General features: G+C 39.1%; 18 protein-coding genes. 17 read left to right on the top strand and 1 reads right to left on the bottom strand.

The window, feature by feature from the left end:
- Window positions 1-162: 162 nt before the first annotated feature.
- Window positions 163-1,155, bottom strand: a complete 993-nt coding sequence (locus BANA01_RS04650; RefSeq protein ID WP_063251872.1) for an NADPH:quinone oxidoreductase family protein — start codon at window positions 1,153-1,155, stop codon at window positions 163-165.
- Between the two features lie 88 nt (window positions 1,156-1,243).
- On the opposite strand from BANA01_RS04650, the gene BANA01_RS04655 reads away from it, so the two are divergent.
- The 17 genes from BANA01_RS04655 to BANA01_RS04735 all read left to right on the top strand — a co-directional run bounded on the left by BANA01_RS04655 (window position 1,244) and on the right by BANA01_RS04735 (window position 20,582).
- A complete protein-coding gene (locus BANA01_RS04655; protein WP_063251873.1) occupies window positions 1,244-2,824 on the top strand; it encodes a bifunctional ADP-dependent NAD(P)H-hydrate dehydratase/NAD(P)H-hydrate epimerase in 1,581 nt (526 codons plus the stop codon).
- A gap of 141 nt (window positions 2,825-2,965) precedes the next feature.
- Window positions 2,966-4,132 carry an MFS transporter gene (locus BANA01_RS04660; RefSeq protein WP_063251874.1) on the top strand — a complete coding sequence of 389 codons (1,167 nt, stop codon included), beginning with the start codon at window positions 2,966-2,968 and terminating at the stop codon, window positions 4,130-4,132.
- Window positions 4,133-4,256: 124 nt separating this feature from the next.
- Complete coding sequence (locus BANA01_RS04665) at window positions 4,257-5,177, top strand: DUF1002 domain-containing protein (protein ID WP_063251875.1); 921 nt, start codon at window positions 4,257-4,259, stop codon at window positions 5,175-5,177.
- Between the two features lie 294 nt (window positions 5,178-5,471).
- On the top strand, window positions 5,472-6,599 hold the full coding sequence (gene ftsZ, locus BANA01_RS04670) for a cell division protein FtsZ (RefSeq protein ID WP_411833326.1): 1,128 nt from the start codon (window positions 5,472-5,474) through the stop codon (window positions 6,597-6,599).
- Between the two features lie 155 nt (window positions 6,600-6,754).
- Window positions 6,755-7,744, top strand: coding sequence for a proline dehydrogenase family protein (locus BANA01_RS04675; protein WP_063251877.1), 990 nt, complete (start codon window positions 6,755-6,757; stop codon window positions 7,742-7,744).
- 160 nt (window positions 7,745-7,904) lie between these two features.
- Window positions 7,905-8,897, top strand: coding sequence for a TAXI family TRAP transporter solute-binding subunit (locus BANA01_RS04680; RefSeq protein WP_063251878.1), 993 nt, complete (start codon window positions 7,905-7,907; stop codon window positions 8,895-8,897).
- A 73-nt stretch (window positions 8,898-8,970) separates the two neighbouring features.
- Window positions 8,971-9,492, top strand: coding sequence for a DUF1850 domain-containing protein (locus BANA01_RS04685; RefSeq protein ID WP_063251879.1), 522 nt, complete (start codon window positions 8,971-8,973; stop codon window positions 9,490-9,492).
- A complete protein-coding gene (locus tag BANA01_RS04690) occupies window positions 9,479-11,431 on the top strand; it encodes a TRAP transporter permease (RefSeq protein WP_063251880.1) in 1,953 nt (650 codons plus the stop codon). The genes BANA01_RS04685 and BANA01_RS04690 overlap by 14 nt, the downstream gene beginning before the upstream one ends.
- 156 nt (window positions 11,432-11,587) lie before the next feature.
- The gene (locus BANA01_RS04695) at window positions 11,588-13,117 is read left to right on the top strand and encodes a DHA2 family efflux MFS transporter permease subunit (RefSeq protein ID WP_063251881.1); all 1,530 of its coding nucleotides are present in this window, start codon (window positions 11,588-11,590) and stop codon (window positions 13,115-13,117) included.
- 220 nt (window positions 13,118-13,337) lie between these two features.
- Window positions 13,338-13,643 (top strand): PTS sugar transporter subunit IIB, encoded by a 306-nt coding sequence (locus tag BANA01_RS04700; protein WP_063251882.1) that lies wholly within the window; start codon window positions 13,338-13,340, stop codon window positions 13,641-13,643.
- A gap of 22 nt (window positions 13,644-13,665) precedes the next feature.
- Window positions 13,666-14,982, top strand: a complete 1,317-nt coding sequence (gene celB / locus BANA01_RS04705; RefSeq protein WP_063251883.1) for a PTS cellobiose transporter subunit IIC — start codon at window positions 13,666-13,668, stop codon at window positions 14,980-14,982.
- A 62-nt stretch (window positions 14,983-15,044) separates the two neighbouring features.
- Entirely contained in the window at window positions 15,045-15,362 is a 318-nt protein-coding gene (locus BANA01_RS04710) for a PTS lactose/cellobiose transporter subunit IIA (protein ID WP_063251884.1), read from the top strand.
- 21 nt (window positions 15,363-15,383) lie between these two features.
- A complete protein-coding gene (locus BANA01_RS04715; RefSeq protein ID WP_169803646.1) occupies window positions 15,384-16,706 on the top strand; it encodes a 6-phospho-beta-glucosidase in 1,323 nt (440 codons plus the stop codon).
- 15 nt (window positions 16,707-16,721) lie between these two features.
- Window positions 16,722-17,429 (top strand): chitin disaccharide deacetylase, encoded by a 708-nt coding sequence (gene chbG / locus BANA01_RS04720; RefSeq protein WP_063251885.1) that lies wholly within the window; start codon window positions 16,722-16,724, stop codon window positions 17,427-17,429.
- A gap of 155 nt (window positions 17,430-17,584) precedes the next feature.
- Window positions 17,585-18,712 (top strand): acyltransferase family protein, encoded by a 1,128-nt coding sequence (locus BANA01_RS04725; RefSeq protein ID WP_063251886.1) that lies wholly within the window; start codon window positions 17,585-17,587, stop codon window positions 18,710-18,712.
- 47 nt (window positions 18,713-18,759) lie between these two features.
- Window positions 18,760-19,323 carry a DNA-3-methyladenine glycosylase I gene (locus BANA01_RS04730; protein ID WP_063251887.1) on the top strand — a complete coding sequence of 188 codons (564 nt, stop codon included), beginning with the start codon at window positions 18,760-18,762 and terminating at the stop codon, window positions 19,321-19,323.
- Between the two features lie 212 nt (window positions 19,324-19,535).
- Complete coding sequence (locus BANA01_RS04735) at window positions 19,536-20,582, top strand: VanW family protein (RefSeq protein ID WP_063251888.1); 1,047 nt, start codon at window positions 19,536-19,538, stop codon at window positions 20,580-20,582.
- The last annotated feature ends 1 nt before the right edge of the window (window position 20,583 follow it).

Here is a 20,583-nt window from a genome sequence, read left to right on the forward strand (position 1 = left end):
AAGACAAAAACCAAGAGTTTGGATACAATAAGCGGAAAAGCTCCGCTTATTTTTAAGGAAATATGGGTATTTGCCAATTTAAACGGAAATTCTCCGCTTATTCTCCAAACACAGTGAAATCAACATTTTATTTTCCAAACACAGTGGAATCAATATTCGGTTTTAAAATAACCTTACGATAAAACGTCCTCTTGCCTTTCCTTGTAAAATAAGAGGGAGAGTCGTTGGAAGCTCATCCAAACGTATTTCTTTTGAAATGGATTCGAGTACCTCCGGTTTGAAATCATTGGCCATTCGCTCCCAAAGCACTTTGCGAACTTCCATTGGACAGTAAACAGAATCAATCCCAAGAAGATTGATACCGCGAAGGATAAACGGAAATACGGTAGTAGGTACGTTACCGCCGCCCGTTAATCCACTGACCGCCACTGACCCATTGTACTGAAGTTTACTTAAAATAGCCGCAAGGGATTCTCCGCCAACCGGATCGACGGCACCGGCCCAAAGCTGTTTATCTAACGCTTTGACCTTACCGTTGTAAACTTCGTCCCGAGAAACAACCTCTTTTGCACCAAGTTTATGTAAATACTCGTGTTCACTTTCTTTTCCAGTGCTGGCAACTACATCGTATCCTCGTTTTGCCAAAATGGCAACTGCAATACTTCCAACGCCGCCAGTAGCCCCAGTAACCAATACCTTTCCTTTTTCAGGAGAGAGTCCGTTTTCTTCAAGTCTTTGTACCGAAAGGGCAGCCGTTAACCCAGCGGTCCCATAGATCATCGCTTCTTTTAAAGATAGGCCATCAGGCAATGGGACAATCCAATCAGCGGGGACCCGTGCATATTCACTGTAACCGCCATAATGGGAAACCCCAATTTCATAGCTAGTAGCAATAATTTGATCTCCCTCTCTGTAACGAGGGTCTTCGGAAGAAACCACTACTCCTGCTAAGTCAATCCCCGGTACAAATGGGTAGGACCTGACAATTTTACCTTCAGGAATACTGGCTAAGCCGTCTTTGTAATTAATACTTGAATAAGCAACTTTAATTAAAACTTCACCCGCAGGTAAATCATTTAAAGAAATAGGTTTAATCCCAACTGTAAAATCACTTTCTGATTTATTAACGACTAAAGCTTTAAAATCCTCTTTCAAAACATAACACCCTCTCCGATATAAAATTTTCCATTTCCATCATACTACATTATTATAAAAGTATAGAACTCTAAATGGAGTGATGTTCATGTTTGCAGCAGGACAAAAGGAAATGCAGAAAATGGATCAGTATACGATTGAAAAAATCGGCTTACCTGGTGTTGTGTTAATGGAAAATGCGGGAGCAAGAGTAGTGGAGGAAATACTCCAAAGTACAACCAGCAGCCGTCCGAGAGTGATTATTTTAGCAGGAGGCGGTAATAATGGCGGTGATGGTTTCGTCATTGCACGCAGGCTGTTTGATCATGGATTACATCCACAGGTGTGGCTATTAGTAGACCCTGTACGAATAAAAGGAGACGCTAAAATTCATTTTGAAATATACATAAAAAGAGGACTACCCCTATTTCACCTCGAAGAAAAGGGTTTAGAAATGCTTATGGATCAATTAAAACAAGCAGACATTATTATCGACGCGATACTAGGAACAGGTGTAAACGGTCCAGTCCGAGAACCTCTAAAAGACGTTATTTCGCTGGTCAATACATATGAAGGTAAGAAATCAATTATTTCAGTTGATATCCCATCCGGCGTTAGCAGTGATACCGGTAAAGTCGAGGGGGAAGCAATAAAAGCATCGAAGACGGTTACCTTTGTGTTCCCTAAAAAAGGATTCTTTTTAAATGAAGGACCCCAACATATTGGTGAGTGGATGGCTGTAGACATTTCTGTACCGCCTACGATTGTCAAAGATTTAGCATTAGATTTACCTAAACTAATTACTGAGCCTCTCGCCAAGGCTGCAATTCCAATCCGGTCAAAACATGGTCATAAGGGCACTTTCGGTCATGTACTTATTCTAGGCGGTTCTCGTCAATACGTCGGTGATCCAATCTTCTCAGCAAAATCTGCCTTGCATACTGGAGCAGGACTAGTCACTTTAGCCATACCAGAAACGATTTATCCAATGGCAGCTGCACAAAATCCTGAATCATTATTATTACCTTTATCAGCAGAGGATGGACATTTTGCTGAAAAGGCAATCGAGGAGCTAGCACCATTGTTAAATCAATATGACTGTGTGGCTATTGGGCCAGGAATAAGTAGATTTCCAAACGGAGAAGAGTGGATGAAAGCATTATTTTCTAACCTGACCAATCAACCCGTTGTCATTGATGCAGACGCTCTTTACCTATTGAGTAATCAAAAGGATTTACTTAAGAACTATAAGGGTCAGGTAATCATGACTCCACACCCAGGAGAAATGTCAAAGCTGCTCAATATATCGGTTAAGGAAGTAGAAGGAAATCGACTTGAAATCGCGCGACAATTTGCCGAAGAGCATTCAATCTATTTACTTTTAAAAGGACATCGTTCTGTAATCGCAACACCATCGGGAGAGTTATACATTAATCCGCACGGCCATGATGCACTCGGAAAAGGTGGGAGCGGTGACATACTAACAGGTCTTATTGCGTCCTTTCTTGCTCAGGGAGCTTCACCTATAAACGCGCTTATTTCTGCAAGCTATTTACATGCTCGTGCTGGTGAAGAAAGAGCAAAAGAATTGTCCAACTATGGTGTTATGCCTTTTGATATTATCGATGGGGTAAAGAGGCTCTTAAATGAAATACAGCATTCATGTACTAAATTCTATACTTTGAACTAAAATAGAAAAAGGAAAAAGATTCAGGAGTTGATTTCATGTATATGGTAAGACCCCCTTGTTAATCTAAAAAGAAAACCATTCGTCCACCTCCTTTAATTTCTCCATTAAAAAAGAGAAAAAAAAGGAGGAGCCAATTAGAGAATGGATAATAACGTAAATAAGCTTTACCTAATTATTTTTTTTCATAACCTTATCCCGGCATACGTAATCGAAAGATTATTTTGGGAGCAGCGGGGTATGACCGTATTGATGGTCGTTCTTTGCGAAATTATCTATGCAGTCAGTGTTGTCATATTTGAAATACCGACAGGCGTTTTTGCCGACAAATTTGGCAGAAAAACACTACTCATTTTTGGGGCAGTTTTATCGGTGTTTGAATTTGTTATTCTGCTGTTTGCCTATCATTTTTGGACATTTGCTTTGGTTGTCTTTCTTGCAGGTATTTCGAGGGCATGTACAAGTGGTGCCATGAATGCACTTCTATATGACTCCCTGTTGACAGTCAAAAAACAATCGTCCTTTGAGAAAATTGTTGGCAGAATGAATTCAATTGATTTCTTCGCTTCAATACTTGCAGCATTATCAGGAAGTATCCTTGCAAAGTATTTTGGATTTGAATTCAACTATATGGTCTCAGTAGCGAGTATGTTTCTTGCATTGATACTTACATTCCTGCTTAAGGAATCAGTAAGGAATAGTATTCAAGTAACGAAAGAGAAAAATAAGCAGATGTTTATAGTTTACGTTCGAAAATCTGTCTCTTTCTATAAAACCAATCCAAGGGTCGTTACCATCCTTACGCAAGCAATGGGTATTGCAGCCTGCATAACCTATTTAGATGAGTTTTGGCAGCTTTATTTAGATGAGATTGGCTATTCTGTACTTTTTTTCGGGCTATTTTCAGCCTGTATTTCGCTGGCAAGAATTCCAGGGAATTTATTAGCGGCTTCTTTGCTTACCTATTTTAAGGCACAATCAATCATTCTCTTTATACTGGGTGTCACCACTGTTGGCTTTTTCATGACAGCCATTTTTCCAGGCCCAATCGGCATAATCATGATCCTGCTAATATTTTTAGCCAGCGGGGTGATAGATCCAGTTGTAACTGGTTATCTCCATCATCATGGGAGTTCAGAAATAAGAGCGACAATAGAGTCGATTCAATCTTTAATTGAGAGTATTATAACCTTTACAGTTGGTATCGGTTTTGGTATCATGTCATCAAGTTTCTCCATTCTCTCAGGATTTGTATTTTTAGGAGCAATAGCGTGTCTATTTTTCTTTTACTTTTTAAAAAAGGCTTTGTAAAAATCTAGAAGCCATCCTTCGGGGTGGTTTTAGTTTTTACACCGTTTTTTAGTTGAAACCTATTAACCTATTAAACCGTCTTTAATTTTGAAGCACCTTAGAAATTTGATTAGGAGTGATTGATATGAAGCATTTTTATAAGTTGACTGCATTTGCTGTTATTTTGACATTACTAGTGTCTTTAAGCAGTACAAGCAAGGTGTTTGCCGATAGTAATGGTAATACTGAAGAGAGTATCAATGAAAAGTTTGGTCTGCCGATTGTTGTCTATGGGGAAGCATTATCACAGGCTCAAAAGGATGAAGTAAGAGAGTTATTAAAGGTTAATGATACGAGTAAGGTTAAAGAAATTATAGTAACGGGACAAGATCTAGTTAAATATATTAAAGGTGATGCACACTCTAATATGTATTCCTCGGCTAAAATCACACGTAAGGATTCGGGTGAAGGACTGGTTATTAATCAGGTAACACCTGAAAATATTACAGAGGTTACCGATGAAATGTACGCAAATGCCCTATTGACAGCTGGTATACAAGACGCAGTCGTGGATGTTGCTTCACCTGTTAAAGTTAGTGGTCACTCTGCATTAGTTGGTATTTATAAGGCCTATGATGAAGGTGAAGGCGCAAGTTTAGACCTGGAGCGGACAGAGGTTGCCAATGAGGAATTAAACTTGGCTACTGATTTAGCGAAAAAAGAAGGACTCGATCAGGATAAAGTAAGTGAGCTGTTAACAGAGATTAAAAAGGAAATCGCCGATCAAAACCCTGCAACGAAAGAAGAGCTTGCTGCCATTATTGATGAAAAGTTAAAAACGCTAGAAATCAGCTTAAGTCCCGAAGACCGCCAGCTGTTACTAGACTTATTTGAAAAAATGAGAAATTTAAATATTAACTTTGATAATGTTAAATCACAGCTTGAAAATCTAACTCAGGATATCAAAAACCGTATTGAGGAAGCAGTTGGTGATAAGAACTTCTTACAGCAAGTAGCTGATTTCTTCAAACAATTAATAGAAAGTATTAAAAGTATATTCTCTTAATCTTAAGGCTCAGTCATTGCTGAGCCTTTTGTTTGTAATGAAATTTTAATGATAAAAAAAAGAGGAATGACATCAGGACTATATAAAAATCCCCATTTTTTTGTTAAAATAGTATTTAAGGAAAAAGTTTCGACAAAATTCAATGAAAATCTGCTTTAGTTAGATTATAGTACATACTAGCATAATAAATCTGCTATTAGCTTGAGTTATCTAAACATAAACATTTGAATTATTTGAATTTTGAATAATGAACTATTAGGGAGCAGGAGGAATTCTATCGTGTGGGATTTTGAAATGGACATAGATCAAGTTGCAAGAATAAAAGTAATCGGTGTTGGCGGCGGCGGTAATAACGCTGTAAACCGTATGATAGAAGACGGTGTTCAAGGTGTTGAATTTATCGCAGTTAATACAGATGCGCAAGCACTTAAACTATCAAAAGCAGAAATTAAAATGCAAATCGGTGCGAACCTAACAAGGGGGTTAGGTGCTGGTGCCAATCCAGAGGTCGGCAGAAATGCAGTTGAGGAAAGTAGAAAGCAGATCCAAGAAGTACTAAAGGGAGCAGATATGGTCTTTGTTACTGCAGGTATGGGCGGAGGAACCGGGACTGGAGCTGCACCAGCGATTGCCCAGATCTCCCGCGAGCTTGGTGCTTTAACCATTGGTGTTGTGACACGCCCATTCGGATTTGAAGGTCGTAAACGTTCAACGAATGCAGCTGCTGGAATTGATTTAATGCGTGAAGCAGTGGATACCTTGATTATTGTTCCAAACGATAAACTATTGCAAATCGTAGATAAAAAGACTCCTATGATTCAAGCATTCCGTGAGGCCGATAACGTGCTCAGACAAGGTGTACAAGGAATTTCCGATTTAATCGCGGTACCTGGATTAATAAACCTCGATTTCGCAGACGTGAAAACGATTATGTCTAATCAAGGGACGGCATTAATGGGTATCGGCATGGCGAAAGGTAAGGACCGCGCTGTGGAAGCAGCGAAGAAGGCTATTTCAAGTCCGTTGTTAGAAACTTCTATCGATGGCGCTCAGGGTGTCCTCATGAACATCACTGGCGGCAGCAATTTAAGTTTATATGAAGTTCAAGAGGCAGCTGATATCGTTTCTTCTGCTGCGGACAAGGAATTAAACATGATCTTTGGATCAATTATCAATGAAGACTTAAAAGATGAAATTATGATTACGGTAATCGCGACAGGGTTTACAGAGACAGAATTATCTTCTAAAAAGAACACAGTGAGTCCTTCACGGGATATTACTTCAAGACCACAATCTCAGGGAATCTCTCGACGTGAGCAGAATATTCAAGAAGACCCTGCGCCTAGCCAGGACAGACAAAGACAGCATTCTGAAGATACGTTGGATATTCCTACATTCCTGCGTAATCGTAATCGAAGATAAAAGCAAAAATAAGGCTGCTGAGAATAAACTCGGCAGCCTATTTTAGACCGAAAAATAATTGCTAATGATTCGACAAAATTTTAAAAACTTTAAGCAGAACTAAAAGTATTTATGCTAAAATAATAGTGAAATAACAACAGCAAGGAGAAATCGCTATGTTGAAAGATATTTTTATAGGCTTATCTCAAAATCAACTTTTAAATAATGCTGCTAAAAAGTATGGCTTAAAAATGGGTGCACAAAGTGTAGTTGCAGGTACCAATATCGATGAAGTAATCCAAAGTATCAAAGAACTCAATGCACACGGTATCTCTTGTACCGTTGATAACCTAGGTGAATTCATCTTTAAAGAAGAAGAGGCCACTGAAGCAAAAGAACAGATTCTTAACGTTATTGAAGCGATTCATGAGCATAAAGTCAATGCCCATATATCTTTAAAACCAACGCAATTAGGTTTGGATATCGAATACGGATTCTGCCTAAGCAACTTAAGAGAAATTGTTGAACGAGCAAACAACTACGGCATTTTTGTAAACGTTGACATGGAAGATACCGGTCACCTCCAGCCGACTTTTGATCTTTTGGATGATTTATCAAAGGAATACGACAATGTCGGAACTGTTATTCAAGCTTATTTACTTCGTGCTGATGAATACTTGGAAAAATACAAAAACTACCGTATGCGGATTGTAAAAGGTGCTTATAAGGAGCCCGCTGAATACGCTTACCAAAATAAAAACGAGATTGACGCTAATTTTATTAAACTTATTGAATGGCATTTGTTAAACGGAAAATTTACATCAATCGCTACACATGATCACAATGTCATAAACCACGTAAAGTCATTTGTAAAAAAGAACAACATTCCGAAGGATCAGTATGAGTTTCAAATGCTTTATGGTTTTAGAAAAGACATGCAGCTGCAACTGGCTAAAGAAGGATATAATTTCTGCACTTATGTTCCTTTCGGCAATGACTGGTATGGTTATTTCATGAGACGTTTGGCGGAAAGACCGCAGAATTTAAATCTTGTTGCTAAGCAAGTATTTAACAAGAAGACAAATACCATAATAGGTGTAGCTGCGGGTGCATTTTTGTTAGGTCGATTGACGAAGAATTCGAATAAGAATAAGAAACGTAAATAGTAACGTAAAAACTCCTTTCAAATGAAAGGGGTTTCTTTTTTTTTTTTTTTTTGAATCAAATAGGTCTAAAGAACTATTATTGTAAAAATTGACAAGTTTGTACCGGCTGAATAATAAGTATTGATTGATGGACGGCAATTTATAAAAAGGGGGAATTTTTATGAAAAAGAAAAGGTTATATCTCTCAATGGTCATTCTCTTAACACTCTCTATGATTCTAGCAGCTTGCGGAAACAAAGAGGAGGGCGGAGAAAAGCCTGCAAAGGAAGGGGAGGAAAAGCCACAATTTATTAGTATTCTAACAGGGGGTACTGGTGGAACTTATTATCCATTAGGCGGCTCCTTTGCTGAGATTATTAAAGATGAAACAGGTATTGATGCGAATGCTGAAACGAGTGGAGCTTCAGCTGAGAACATGACCACCCTTAAGAATGGAGATGCCGAAATTGCTTTTTCCCAAACAGATATCGCTTCGTATGCTGTTGAAGGAAAATTAATGTTTGAAAACAATAAGGTTGATAATGTAAAGGCAATTGCTACCTTATATCCGGAAACGGTACAAATCGTTACCACAAAAGAATCAGGGATAACATCCGTTGAAGATCTAAAGGGTAAAAAGGTGTCAGTAGGTGCACCTGGTTCAGGCACAGTCGCCAATGCTGAACAAATTCTAGAAGTACATGGCATGACATTCGATGATATTAATAAACAAGATTTATCATTTGATGAGTCTACACAAGGGATTCAAGATGGTACGATTGACGCGGCTTTTGTAACAGCAGGAACGCCGACAGGGGCGGTTGAAAGCCTTGGTGCAACCGAGAATGTAGTTATTGTGCCAATTGAACAAGATAAAATCGAAGCGATAATCAAGAAATATCCATTCTACGTAAAAGAAGAGGTACCTGCTGGAACGTATGGATTGGAGTCTGCTGTAACAACCGTGGCTGTTCAAGCAATGTTAGTAGCGAGCAGCGATCTTAGTGATGAGGTTGTTTATAACATTACCAAAGCAATCTTTGAAAATCTTGATAAAGTAACTCATGCCAAAGGGAAATTAATTAAGGTCGAGAACGCATTAAACGGCGTGGGGATTGAAGTTCATTCTGGCGCACAAAAATACTTTGATGAAAAAGGGATTAAAGCACAGTAAAAGATTTGTTTGTGGATGAATTGGCCGGCAGAATAGAAGCCGGCCTCCTTTTCTATCAGAAAGGGAGGGGGAAATGCGTATATTAAGACCTATACAATATCTATTAACCTTTTTCATTATCGTATTCATTTTAGCACTCATACCTTACCAAAAAGCGATTGTCTTCCAGCCAAATCACAGCAATGCGAAATTTACTTACATTCCTGTAAGAAATGAAACATATTTTGCTATCAAATACACCCATTCCATTCATTTATCAGATGTGGTTGAAAGTTATAGAATTACTCGCGACGATAGAATTCGACAATATGAGCTGATGTATGAGGAGTTTGCAATTGGTATGCCCTCCAATGCTGATAATGGAGAAACATTCGAACAAAAAAATGGTGCCTATTACATCAAGAACATGAAACGAGATTTTCCTTACTTTCATTTAAGAATCGGACAGGTTCGTGCTAATCATAGAGTGATTTTTAAAAATAGGGAATACCCATTATCCCGTTCAATAAGTCCTGGCACGTCTGTTAAAGTAGAAATCCGTAAATTGAATTTTTTTAAGCAATGGAAAGGAGTGAATATCCTTGAGTCACTATGAAGAAGCACTGTCAGAGGCAAAGCAGCAGGAGCTTTTAGAAAAATATGACCCTGAAGCTGGTACACGAAAACTAAAAGGACTTCCTCTTTGGATTGCATTCGCAGGCCTATTAACCTTTTCTCTCTTTCACTTATATACTGGAATATTTGGTATGTTAACTGCTCAGCTGCAGCGTTCCGTTCATTTAGGTTTTGCGCTTGCACTCATTTTCTTATTATTTCCTGCTCGAAAGAAAAATCGAGGGAAAGAATATAAGGTCGCATGGTATGATATCATCTTTGCGATTGTTTCGGTCATCGTTGGTGCTTATTGGCCGGTCATGATTGATGAATTGGTATTACGGACAGGAAATATCACACAAATTGATTTCTTTGTTGGGCTATCAGCCATTTTACTCGTGTTAGAGGCAACACGAAGGACAGTTGGTCTGCCAATCACCATTATTGCAATCATTTTTATGGTGTACGCTGTTTTTGGACCATATATGCCGAGTGCCATTGCACACCGTGGGCTAGAATTAGATCGGTTAGTCCAAACGATGTTCTTCACAACGGAAGGAATTCTTGGTACACCGATTGGCGTATCTTCTACTTTTATCTTTCTCTTTCTACTATTTGGTTCCTTTTTAATTAAAACTGGTGTTGGCGAGTATTTTAATGATCTGTCGATTGCGATTGCCGGCAGGAGTGTGGGCGGACCTGCCAAGGTAGCTGTTTTTTCGAGCGCTTTACAAGGAACGATTAGCGGCAGTTCTGTTGCTAACGTTGTAACCTCTGGCGCTTTTACTATTCCGATGATGAAAAACCTAGGTTATAAAAAGGAGTTTGCGGGTGCAGTTGAGGCCTCGTCTTCTACCGGCGGGCAGTTAATGCCACCGATTATGGGAGCAGCAGCATTCTTAATGGTCGAATTTATCGGAGGTATCTCCTATTGGGAAATAGCAAAGGCAGCGGCTATACCGGCTGTACTATATTTTACCGGTATTTGGATCATGACTCACTTTGAAGCAAAGCGGATTGGTCTTCGGGGTTTAACAAAGGAAGAAATGCCAAGTAGGAAAGAGGTACTTGGAAAACTTTACTTACTACTTCCTATCATTGCTATCATTCTCTTGTTAATGTCTGGCATGAGTGTCATAAGAGCAGCATTATGGTCAATTGTTATAACGGTTGTAGTAAGTGCAATAAGAAAGGAAACTAGAATCGGATTTAGAGGCATTATTGATGCATTAGTTGATGGAGCACGGTCCGCTTTAGGTGTTGCTGCAGCAACTGCAGCTGCTGGGATTATTGTTGGTGTAGTAACAAAAACGGGATTAGGATTAAAAATGGCAAACGGGCTCCTCGATATTGCAGGAGGCGCATTACTGCCGACCTTGTTTTTGACGATGATTGCTTCCTTGATATTGGGAATGGGTTCACCCACGACTGCAAATTATGTTATTACCTCAACAATTGCAGCACCTGCAATCATATTGTTAGGTGTTCCTGATTTATCTGCTCATTTATTTGTGTTTTATTTTGGAATTGTCGCTGACATTACGCCTCCAGTTGCTCTCGCTGCCTTTGCTGCAGCGGCCATATCCGGCGGAGAGCCTTTCCGAACGGGAGTGGAATCAACAAAGCTTGCGATATCTGCGTTTATCATTCCCTATATGTTTGTCTTGTCCCCGGAATTGCTGATGATTGATACCACTTGGACTTATCTCATTTGGGTTGTATTTACAGCCTTTATTGGCATGATAGCCATTAGTGCTGGAGTTATCGGTTTTTGGGTAAGAAAGTTGAATTGGATTGAACGTATCGCTTCGCTTGCAGCAGGATTATGTTTAATTTATCCAGAAAATATATCCGACATCGTGGGTTTAGTATTGTTTGCGATTTTACTCACCCTGCAATATTTTTATAAACGTGGTCAGATTTCTAACGTGCAAAATTGAAGAAAGTAAAACTCGGGGCCTCTTTTTCGGTTCTGAGTTTTTTTATTTTCGTGTTTGTTCATTCTGCCTTGTAATAATTGAAAGGCATGGTTTATGATAAATTTTGGATTAATTGGTAGAATAAATAAGAAGTCTTGAACCAGGGGGATACATAAAATGGAACAAACCATGAATAAGTCTGACCGCCCGCCATATGGAATCATTGCGGTTTTGATGATTGGTGCTTTTATTGCTTTTTTAAATAATACATTATTAAATGTGGCGTTACCTTCCATCATGAAGGACTTAGATGTCGATACATCGACAGTTCAGTGGCTGACGACAGGATTTATGCTAGTAAATGGGATTATGATCCCGACTACCGCCTTCTTAATTCAAAAATATACGGTTCGCCGGTTATTTTTAGTCGCGATGGGGTTGTTTACAGTTGGTACACTTATAGCCGGAATTGCCCATGCATTTCCTTTATTATTAGCAGCCCGAATGGTGCAAGCCTCAGGTTCTGCCATTATGATGCCGTTGTTAATGAATGTGATGCTGGTGAGTTTTCCTATTGAAAAAAGGGGAGCTGCAATGGGAGTTTTTGGATTAATCCTTATGTTTGCACCCGCCATTGGTCCAACTTTATCTGGCTGGATTATCGAGCATTATGATTGGAGAATGCTGTTCCATTTCGTATCTCCAATTGCAGCAGTCATTCTAATCATAGGCTTTTGGAAGCTTAGGGATAAAAAGGAGAAAGTTGATATTAGCCTTGATTTCTTTTCTCTTTTACTTTCAAGTATAGGTTTTGGAGGATTACTATACGGTTTTAGTTCCGCGGGTAGTAAAGGTTGGGGCAGTCCGCATGTTTATCTGACGATTATAATCGGGGTTGTATCCTTGGTTTGGTTTATCTTACGTCAATTGAAGCAAGAACGCCCGATGCTGAACTTCAGGGTTTTTAGGTATAATATGTTCGCTTTATCCTCAGCCATTTCAATGATTGTAAATATTGCGATGTTCTCGGGTTTTCTACTCCTGCCTATATATGTTCAAACGATTCGTGGGATATCTCCGATGGATGCAGGATTAATGCTGTTACCAGGTGCCCTTGTGAATGCATTCATGTCACCTGTTACTGGAAGATTATTTGACAAATTTGGCGGACGTATATTAGCTATTACCGGTTTGTTCATCACAACTGTAACTACTTATTTATTTAGTATGTTATCCTTTGAAACTACCTATATGTATATGGTTATATTACATGCTGTTCGTATGTTTGGAATGTCAATGGTGTTTATGCCTGTATCGACTAACGGATTGAATCAATTACCGCCGCGTTTTTATCCCCATGGTACAGCCATGAACAATACCATGCAGCAGGTATCAGCTGCAATAGGTACAGGTTTATTAATTACGATTATGTCTAATCGTTCAGAGTCGTACGGGAAAGAACTTGCAGCCGACGCCATGCAAAAAATGTCAGGTCAGCCAACAGAAGCAGCGCTTGCGGAAATGAAGCAGCAGATTGTGCTGAAAGCCATGTTAGAAGGAATTAACTATACCTTCTTTATATCAGCCATCATTATTGGAGCAGCCTTGGTTCTCGCATTCTTTATTAAACGAGCCAAACCTGCAGAAGATCAACAGGATGATACTTCTTCTCATAAGCAGGCCGTAAATAAATTAGCTAAGACTTAATCAAAAAATGGGAAATCGTACTAGTGACGATTTCTCTTTTTTTATTTGGGGCTTTTCTAGATTTGTCCTAAAATTAAAAAATGAGAATATAGTTTAGTACGGTTAAAATATTTTTAAGCAGGGGGGGATTGTATTTCAAGACCTGGGTGATAGGCACAAAAAGCTTTTAAAAAATTCCACTAAAATGTAAGCGATTACATTAGGGGCAGGAGGGATGTAATTGAATATCTTATTATGCTGTGCAGCAGGGATGTCCACTAGTCTTTTGGTGGCGAAGATGGAAACTGCTGCAAAAGCAGAAGGAATTGAAGCGAGAATATGGGCAGTAAGTGCAAATGAGGTGAATAATCATCTGGACGAAGCAGATGTTTTGCTCGTAGGTCCACAGGTAAGATATTTGCTGCCTCAATTAAAGAAAAAAGGACAAGAAAAAGGAATTCCTGTTGACGCGATCAACCCTGTACATTATGGAATGTGCAATGGTGCGGAGGTATTAAAGTTTGCGAGAAATTTAATAGGTTCATAATTTCACAAAGGGGTGAATAGATATGGCCAAATTTACTCAAATACTTGAAGAAAAGTTTATGCCAATCGCAGGAAAGGTTGCTGGTCAGAAGCACTTACAAGCACTACGTGATGGAATTATCTTAACGATGCCGCTTATCATCATTGGCTCTATTTTCTTAATTATTGGCTTCTTACCGTTTAAAGGATATCCAGAATTTATGGCTGGTTTATTTGGAGACGCCTGGCTGACTAAACTTCTTTATCCTGTGACCGCGACCTTTGATATTATGGCGCTCATAGCAGGGTTTGGTATTGCTTATCGATTGGCAGAACATTACAAAGTTGATGCATTGAATGCAGGAGCTATTTCTGTTGCATCATTTATTCTTGCCACACCGTACTTTACCATGTTCACACCGGAAGGGGCCAGCGAAGCAATCCAAGTTGGCGGAGTACTCCCAATCGCATTACTAGGAAGCAAAGGGTTGTTTGTAGCGATGATCCTTGCGATGTTTTCAACTGAACTTTATCGATTCATTATCCAAAAGAATTTCGTGATTAAAATGCCGGACGGGGTTCCACCAAGTGTAAGTAAATCTTTCGTTGCATTATTTCCGGCATTCATTGTAATTTTAGTAGTTTGGCTGATTCGCTTGTTAATAGAAAACACCTCATTTGAAACCCTGCACAATGTGGTTGGACAGTTATTACAAGAACCATTAGGAGCACTTGGAGGTTCATTGATTGGTGCCTTAATCGCTGTATTCTTTGTCCAATTATTATGGTCAACTGGATTACATGGTGCAAGTATTGTCGGTGGAGTAATGGGTCCGATTTGGCTGGCCGCAACAGACGCTAATAGGGTAGCGTTGACAGCTGGAGATGAACTGCCAAATGTAGTTACACAGCAATTTTTTGATATTTTCATTTATATGGGTGGTTCGGGTGCCACATTTACATTTGCCTTAATGATGCTGTTTATGGCAAGAAGTCAGCATTCCAAAACGTTAGGCAGATTAGCGATTGGACCGGGAATCTTTAATATCAATGAACCGATCACTTTCGGAGCGCCAATCGTCGCCAATCCATTGCTGATCGTTCCATTTATTCTGGCACCTCTTGTTCTTACCATTACCACCTATATTGGTATGAGCACAGGTTTTGCCCCTAAGACTGCAGGAGTTGCGGTTCCATGGACCACACCTCCCATTATTGGTGGTTACCTTGCGACAGGTGGAAATATCAGAGGTGCTTTAATGCAATTAATAAATTTAGCTGTTTCCTTTGCCATCTACTACCCATTCTTTAGAATGTGGGATAAACAAAACTACCAAGTGGAACAAGGGGTTAACAAATAAAAATAGAATACAAGGGAGCTTGCCAGACGGCAGGCTCTTGACATTGTATAGGGGAGGGTAACATGAATAAAGAAGAATTATATAACCTATCATTTCAATTAATCTTGCACAGTGGAAATGCCCGAAGTCTTGCGATGGAAGCTATTTTTGCAGCAAAAGAAAAAAATTTTACCCGAGCCTTTGAAAAGCTTGCTGAAGCGGACATTGAAATAACGTCGGCACATGTTTACCAAACACAATTGATACATGCGGAGGCGGCTGGAGAGTCATTTGAAATACCCATCATTCTAATACACGCGCAAGATCATTTAATGACGGGTATGACAATGAAGGATTTAGCAAGAGAGTTGGTTGAAGTTCGTCAAGAAATGAATCAGTAATCATGAGGAGGTATGCTTTCAGTGAATAATATGATTAAAATTGCCACAATTGGCGGTGGTTCAAGTTACACACCTGAACTTGTTGAAGGATTCATTAAACGATACCATGAGCTTCCATTAAGAGAGCTTTGGCTTGTAGATGTTGAGGAAGGTAAAGAAAAATTAGAGATCGTCGGAAATTTAGCAAAGCGGATGTTTCAAAAAGCTGGACTTCCCGTTGAAGTTCACCTAACGTTAGATAGACGGAAAGCTTTGGCGGGTGCTGACTTTGTAACTACGCAATTTAGGGTGGGCTTGTTGGAGGCTAGAGCAAAAGATGAACGCATCCCCCTAAAATATGGTGTCCTGGGCCAAGAAACGAATGGTCCAGGGGGGCTGTTCAAAGCATTACGAACAATCCCTGTTATTTTGGATATTGTGAAAGACATGAAGGAGCTTTGCCCAGAGGCTTGGCTGGTCAACTTTACGAATCCTGCTGGCATGGTAACAGAAGCGGTTCTCAGGTACAGTGATCTTCGTAAAGTAGTGGGTTTATGTAATGTACCGATCGGTATGGAAATGGGAATCGCAAAACTATTGAACGTTGGACATTCACGAGTTCGCATTGATTTCGCTGGTCTAAATCACATGGTATATGGGTTAGACGTGTACGTTGACGGTGTTAGTGTGAAAGAACAAGTCATCGAATTCTTAACAAATCCAGAGAATTCTAGTTTTGTTAAGAATGTTCAAGGGCAAGGCTGGGAACCTGAATTTATTCGTGCATTAGGTTTATTTCCGTGCCCATATCATAATTATTACTACAAGACGCGTGAAATGGTAGAGAAAGATACTAAAAATGCGGAAACTGTTGGTACAAGAGCGGAAGTGGTAAAGAAATTAGAAGATGATCTCTTTGAACTTTATAAAGATCCAAATCTTTCTATTAAACCACCACAACTCGAGAAACGCGGCGGGGCTTATTATAGTGATGCGGCAGTAAGGTTAATTTCTTCTATCTATAATGACAAGTGTGATATTCAGCCTGTTAATACGATGAATAATGGCTCGATTGCCAGCATTCCTGATGATAGTGCTGTCGAAGTTAGCTGCATGATTACAAAAGAGGGACCAAAACCTTTGGTCATGGGTGACCTTCCTGTACCCGTCCGCGGTCTGGTACAACAAATAAAGTCATTTGAACGGGTTGCTTGTGAAGCCGCTGTAACGGGTGACTATAATTTAGCGGTTCTTGCTTTAACAATAAATCCACTTGTTGCTTCGGATACCATTGCAAAAAAAATCGTTAACGAAATGATAGAAGCGCATAAGGATTATTTACCTCAATTTTTCAAAAAGAAATAAGGGAGGGGCGACTGCTTGATTAAGCTTATAGTTAATGCAGATGATTTTGGGTATTCCAGAGGAATTAATTACGGAATTATCGACGCTCATAAATACGGAATTGTTAATTCTACAACCATGATGATGAATATGCCTGGTGTCAATCATGCAGTAGAACTAGCGAAAAAACACCCCGCACTAAAGCTTGGGATTCACCTTGTTCTAACTTGTGGAAAACCTTTGCTGTCAGATGTTCTAACCCTAGTGGATGAACAGGGGAATTTTAAAAATCTAAAAGATTTTATTAATGAGCATAATGTTTCCTTAATGGAACTGGAAAGAGAGTGGACCGCACAAATTGATCGGTTTTTAGACTTTGGACTCACAGCTACTCATATTGATAGTCATCATCATGTCCACAGTATACCTGAATTTTTACCGGTCATTCAAAGGCTGTCAGAAAAGTACAATTTACCTGTAAGGCGCATTTCGGAGCAGCCTGTGCAAGGAGTGCCTTCCTTTACAGACCTCTTTTTTCATGATTTTTACGGTGAAGGTGTAACACACGATTACTTTCATGACTTATCTAAGCGTGATGTCGATAATCAATCCATTGAAGTCATGTGCCACCCTGGATACCTAGATTTTGAGGTATTAAATGGTTCTTCATATGCAGCCGACAGAGTAAAAGAGACTAGTATCCTAACTTCTGTTCGTTTGCCAGATAATATTATATTATTATAATAATTTGAACAGCCGTCTTTTAATGGCTGTTCTTTTATTTTAGTTTCTATTAGAAATATGGAATGTTTCTCCATGATTCGACAATTAGAATCATATTTTCATAGTAAAATAGTACCGGGATAAGGTGGATTCTATTTTCAAGGGGATAATTATCAATGAGCAGACAATATGATTTAGATTGGATTCGAGTTGTAGCAACACTAGCTGTTTTCATTTATCATGCTTTAATGTTTTTTAATCCATGGGCATGGCATGTTAAGAATAATGTGACTGACCCGACTTACGTCACAGCCATTTCGTTATTTATGAGCTCCTGGTTAATGCCGATCTTTTTCGCAGTGTCAGGAATAAATTCATACTTCGCTCTACAGAAGAGAACAGGTTGGCAATATATGAAGGAAAGGTTAGCGCGACTGGGGATACCCTTATTATTTGGGGTCATGGTGCTAACTCCTCCTCAAGTGTACATGGAGCGGGTCAGTCATGGGCAATTTTCTGGATCATTTATTAGCTGGTATCCACACTATTTTGAGGGAGTTTATCTCGATATCGGCGGGTCGGGGAATTTTGCATTTGTAGGGTTACATTTATGGTATCTTTTCGTCCTTTTGGTCTTTAGTACCATAACACTGCCATTTTTCCGAAAATTGAAACCTTCTATTTCAAATGAGTTAAAGCCAATACAGCTTTTATCTTTATCGATTCCGTTAATGCTCCTCAACATACTTGTGGATGTTGTAAATTTAGGAGGATGGGATATTAGTTTTTATTTGGTCATTTTTCTTTATGGGTATTTTTTCTTCACAAAAGCTTCCTTTAAGTCTATTTGTCAAAAGATGCTGCCAATTACGATGGTAACATCCCTGTTTACGACTGTATTTTTTGTGTATGGATTCATGTCAGGAATGCCTGCAGCAGGTCATGGGCTATCCATCATCCTAGCTTTGGTTAAGGCTTTGAACTGCTGGAGCTGGTTGCTTGTCATTTTTGCCTTGGCAGACAGAAAGCTATCTTTTTCAAATAATTGGTTGAAGTATGGAAACCAAGCGTCTATGCCTTTTTATGTACTCCATCAGCCGGTAATTGTTACGTTAGGTTTTATGCTGGCAGATTTGGATTGGTCCATACCTGCAAAACTTGTTATTCTTTTAACAATAGCTTTCGTTATTATTATGACGATTTACCATTTTATAATTTTAAGAATTTCCTTTATTCGGATTTTGTTTGGAACGAAAGCAAAAAGAGAAGAACGCATGTATAACAAACCAAATGTTAAGATTTAAAGTATGTTTCTTTAATGACGATAAAAAGTGTTAGGAGGAATATAAAGATGAATAGATGCGGCTGGGTAAATCAGGATCCACTTTATATTGATTATCATGATTATGAGTGGGGCGTGCCTGTATATGATGACCGATTACTATTTGAATATTTGAACTTAGAAGGAGCTCAAGCAGGCTTAAGCTGGTACACAATATTGAAAAAGAGAGAAAATTATCGTAAGGCATTTGATCATTTTGACCCTGCGATCATCATTTCCTATAATGAACGGAAAATCGAAGAACTTTTACAAAATGAAGGAATTGTACGTAATAAACTCAAAATCAACGCTGTCATTACAAATGCTAAGGCCTATTTGAAGGTAAAAGAAGAATTTGGTTCCTTTAGCAAGTATATTTGGTCTTTTGTTGATTGCAAGCCAATTATCCATCACTTTAAAGATTTATCAGAAGTTCCAGCTACAACCGATATAAGTGATCGATTAAGTAAGGATTTAAAAAAACGCGGATTTAAATTTGTGGGATCGACGATTTGTTATGCTTTTATGCAAGCGACAGGGATGGTAAATGATCATGTAGAATCTTGCATATGTTACCATAAAATTCAAGGATAGAGACTTTTTTAAACTTAATTTGAAACCAAACCGAATGAAGACCGTCTAATATAATGAATCCAATTTCAGGAAATTTTGGTAAGGGGATTTGCAGGAATTTTGTGCCCGAAAGCGGAATAGATTAGAAGAATGAGAGCAAAGTTCCTTTTCTGAATATTCGGAAGTGCCGAGTGAGGAATGATGAGATTTGGGGGAAAGAGGAGAAGTTATTAATGTCTATAAGGACCTTGGCGATTTCATTCATATTAGTCGGAAGTTTAATTGGCTTAACAGGATGCACGGATAAAACGGACGGTAAGGAAGCTGAGTTGGAGAACAAAGTAATAGAACTTGAAAAGAAACTTGAAGAACAAAAGGCCGCAGAGAAAGCAGAGAGGAAGGCTGCCGAAGAAGCGGAAGCCAAAAGAATAGCAGAGGAAGAAGCAAAAAAGCCTAAAGTAGTAAATGTCATTGATCCGAATACAAAAAACATTGTTAGATCCTTGATCCCGGTGGATTTGGGTTTTGGAACTGATAATGAAAAATATAAGCAAGAGCTCGAACAATGGGCTAAAGAGATAGCAAGGGGTACCGAAACGACTCCGGGCTACGATTCGAAGATGATCCTCGATAAAATCGACGCAAATGGTCAGGTTATCAAAGGTAAACCAAGAGTAGTTCTTGAGGAAGCAGAACTAGTTACAAAGGTCATTGAAGCATCTGCCAAGGGTGGCGATGTTATTCTGCCCATTTATATAACAGAAAGCGGCTATAAAACAGAAGATGCAGCGCATTTGTCGGAAGTGGTAGTAGCAACTTATACCACTAAATTTAATCCTAGCGTAACAGGGAGAAACAAAAACATTGAACTGTCAGCGATCGCAATCGATAATGTCATTGTTGGAACAGGTGATATTTTCTCATTCAATCATACAGTCGGACCAAGTGATGAAGCACATGGTTACCAGCCAGCTCAAGAAATTGTAAATAAGCAATTGGTAATGGGAATTGGTGGTGGTATCTGCCAAACATCCTCTACTTTGTTTAACGCAGTTGATCAACTAGCTGTTGAATATGTTGAATGGCACCATCATTCTCTGACAGTCGGGTACGTACCTGTTGGGAGGGACGCAACGGTTTCTTACGGTGGGAAAGACTTCCAGTTTAAAAATACAGCTGGTGTGCCGTTATTAGTTAAAGCCATTTATAATCCGAATGGTACCTTAACCATTGAGATAAGAACCTCAGCTGCTTACCAAGCCTTACTTCAAAAGAGATAAG

It is taken from the genome of Neobacillus niacini NBRC 15566, from assembly GCF_001591505.1.
Taxonomy (GTDB): domain Bacteria; phylum Bacillota; class Bacilli; order Bacillales; family Cytobacillaceae; genus Neobacillus; species Neobacillus niacini.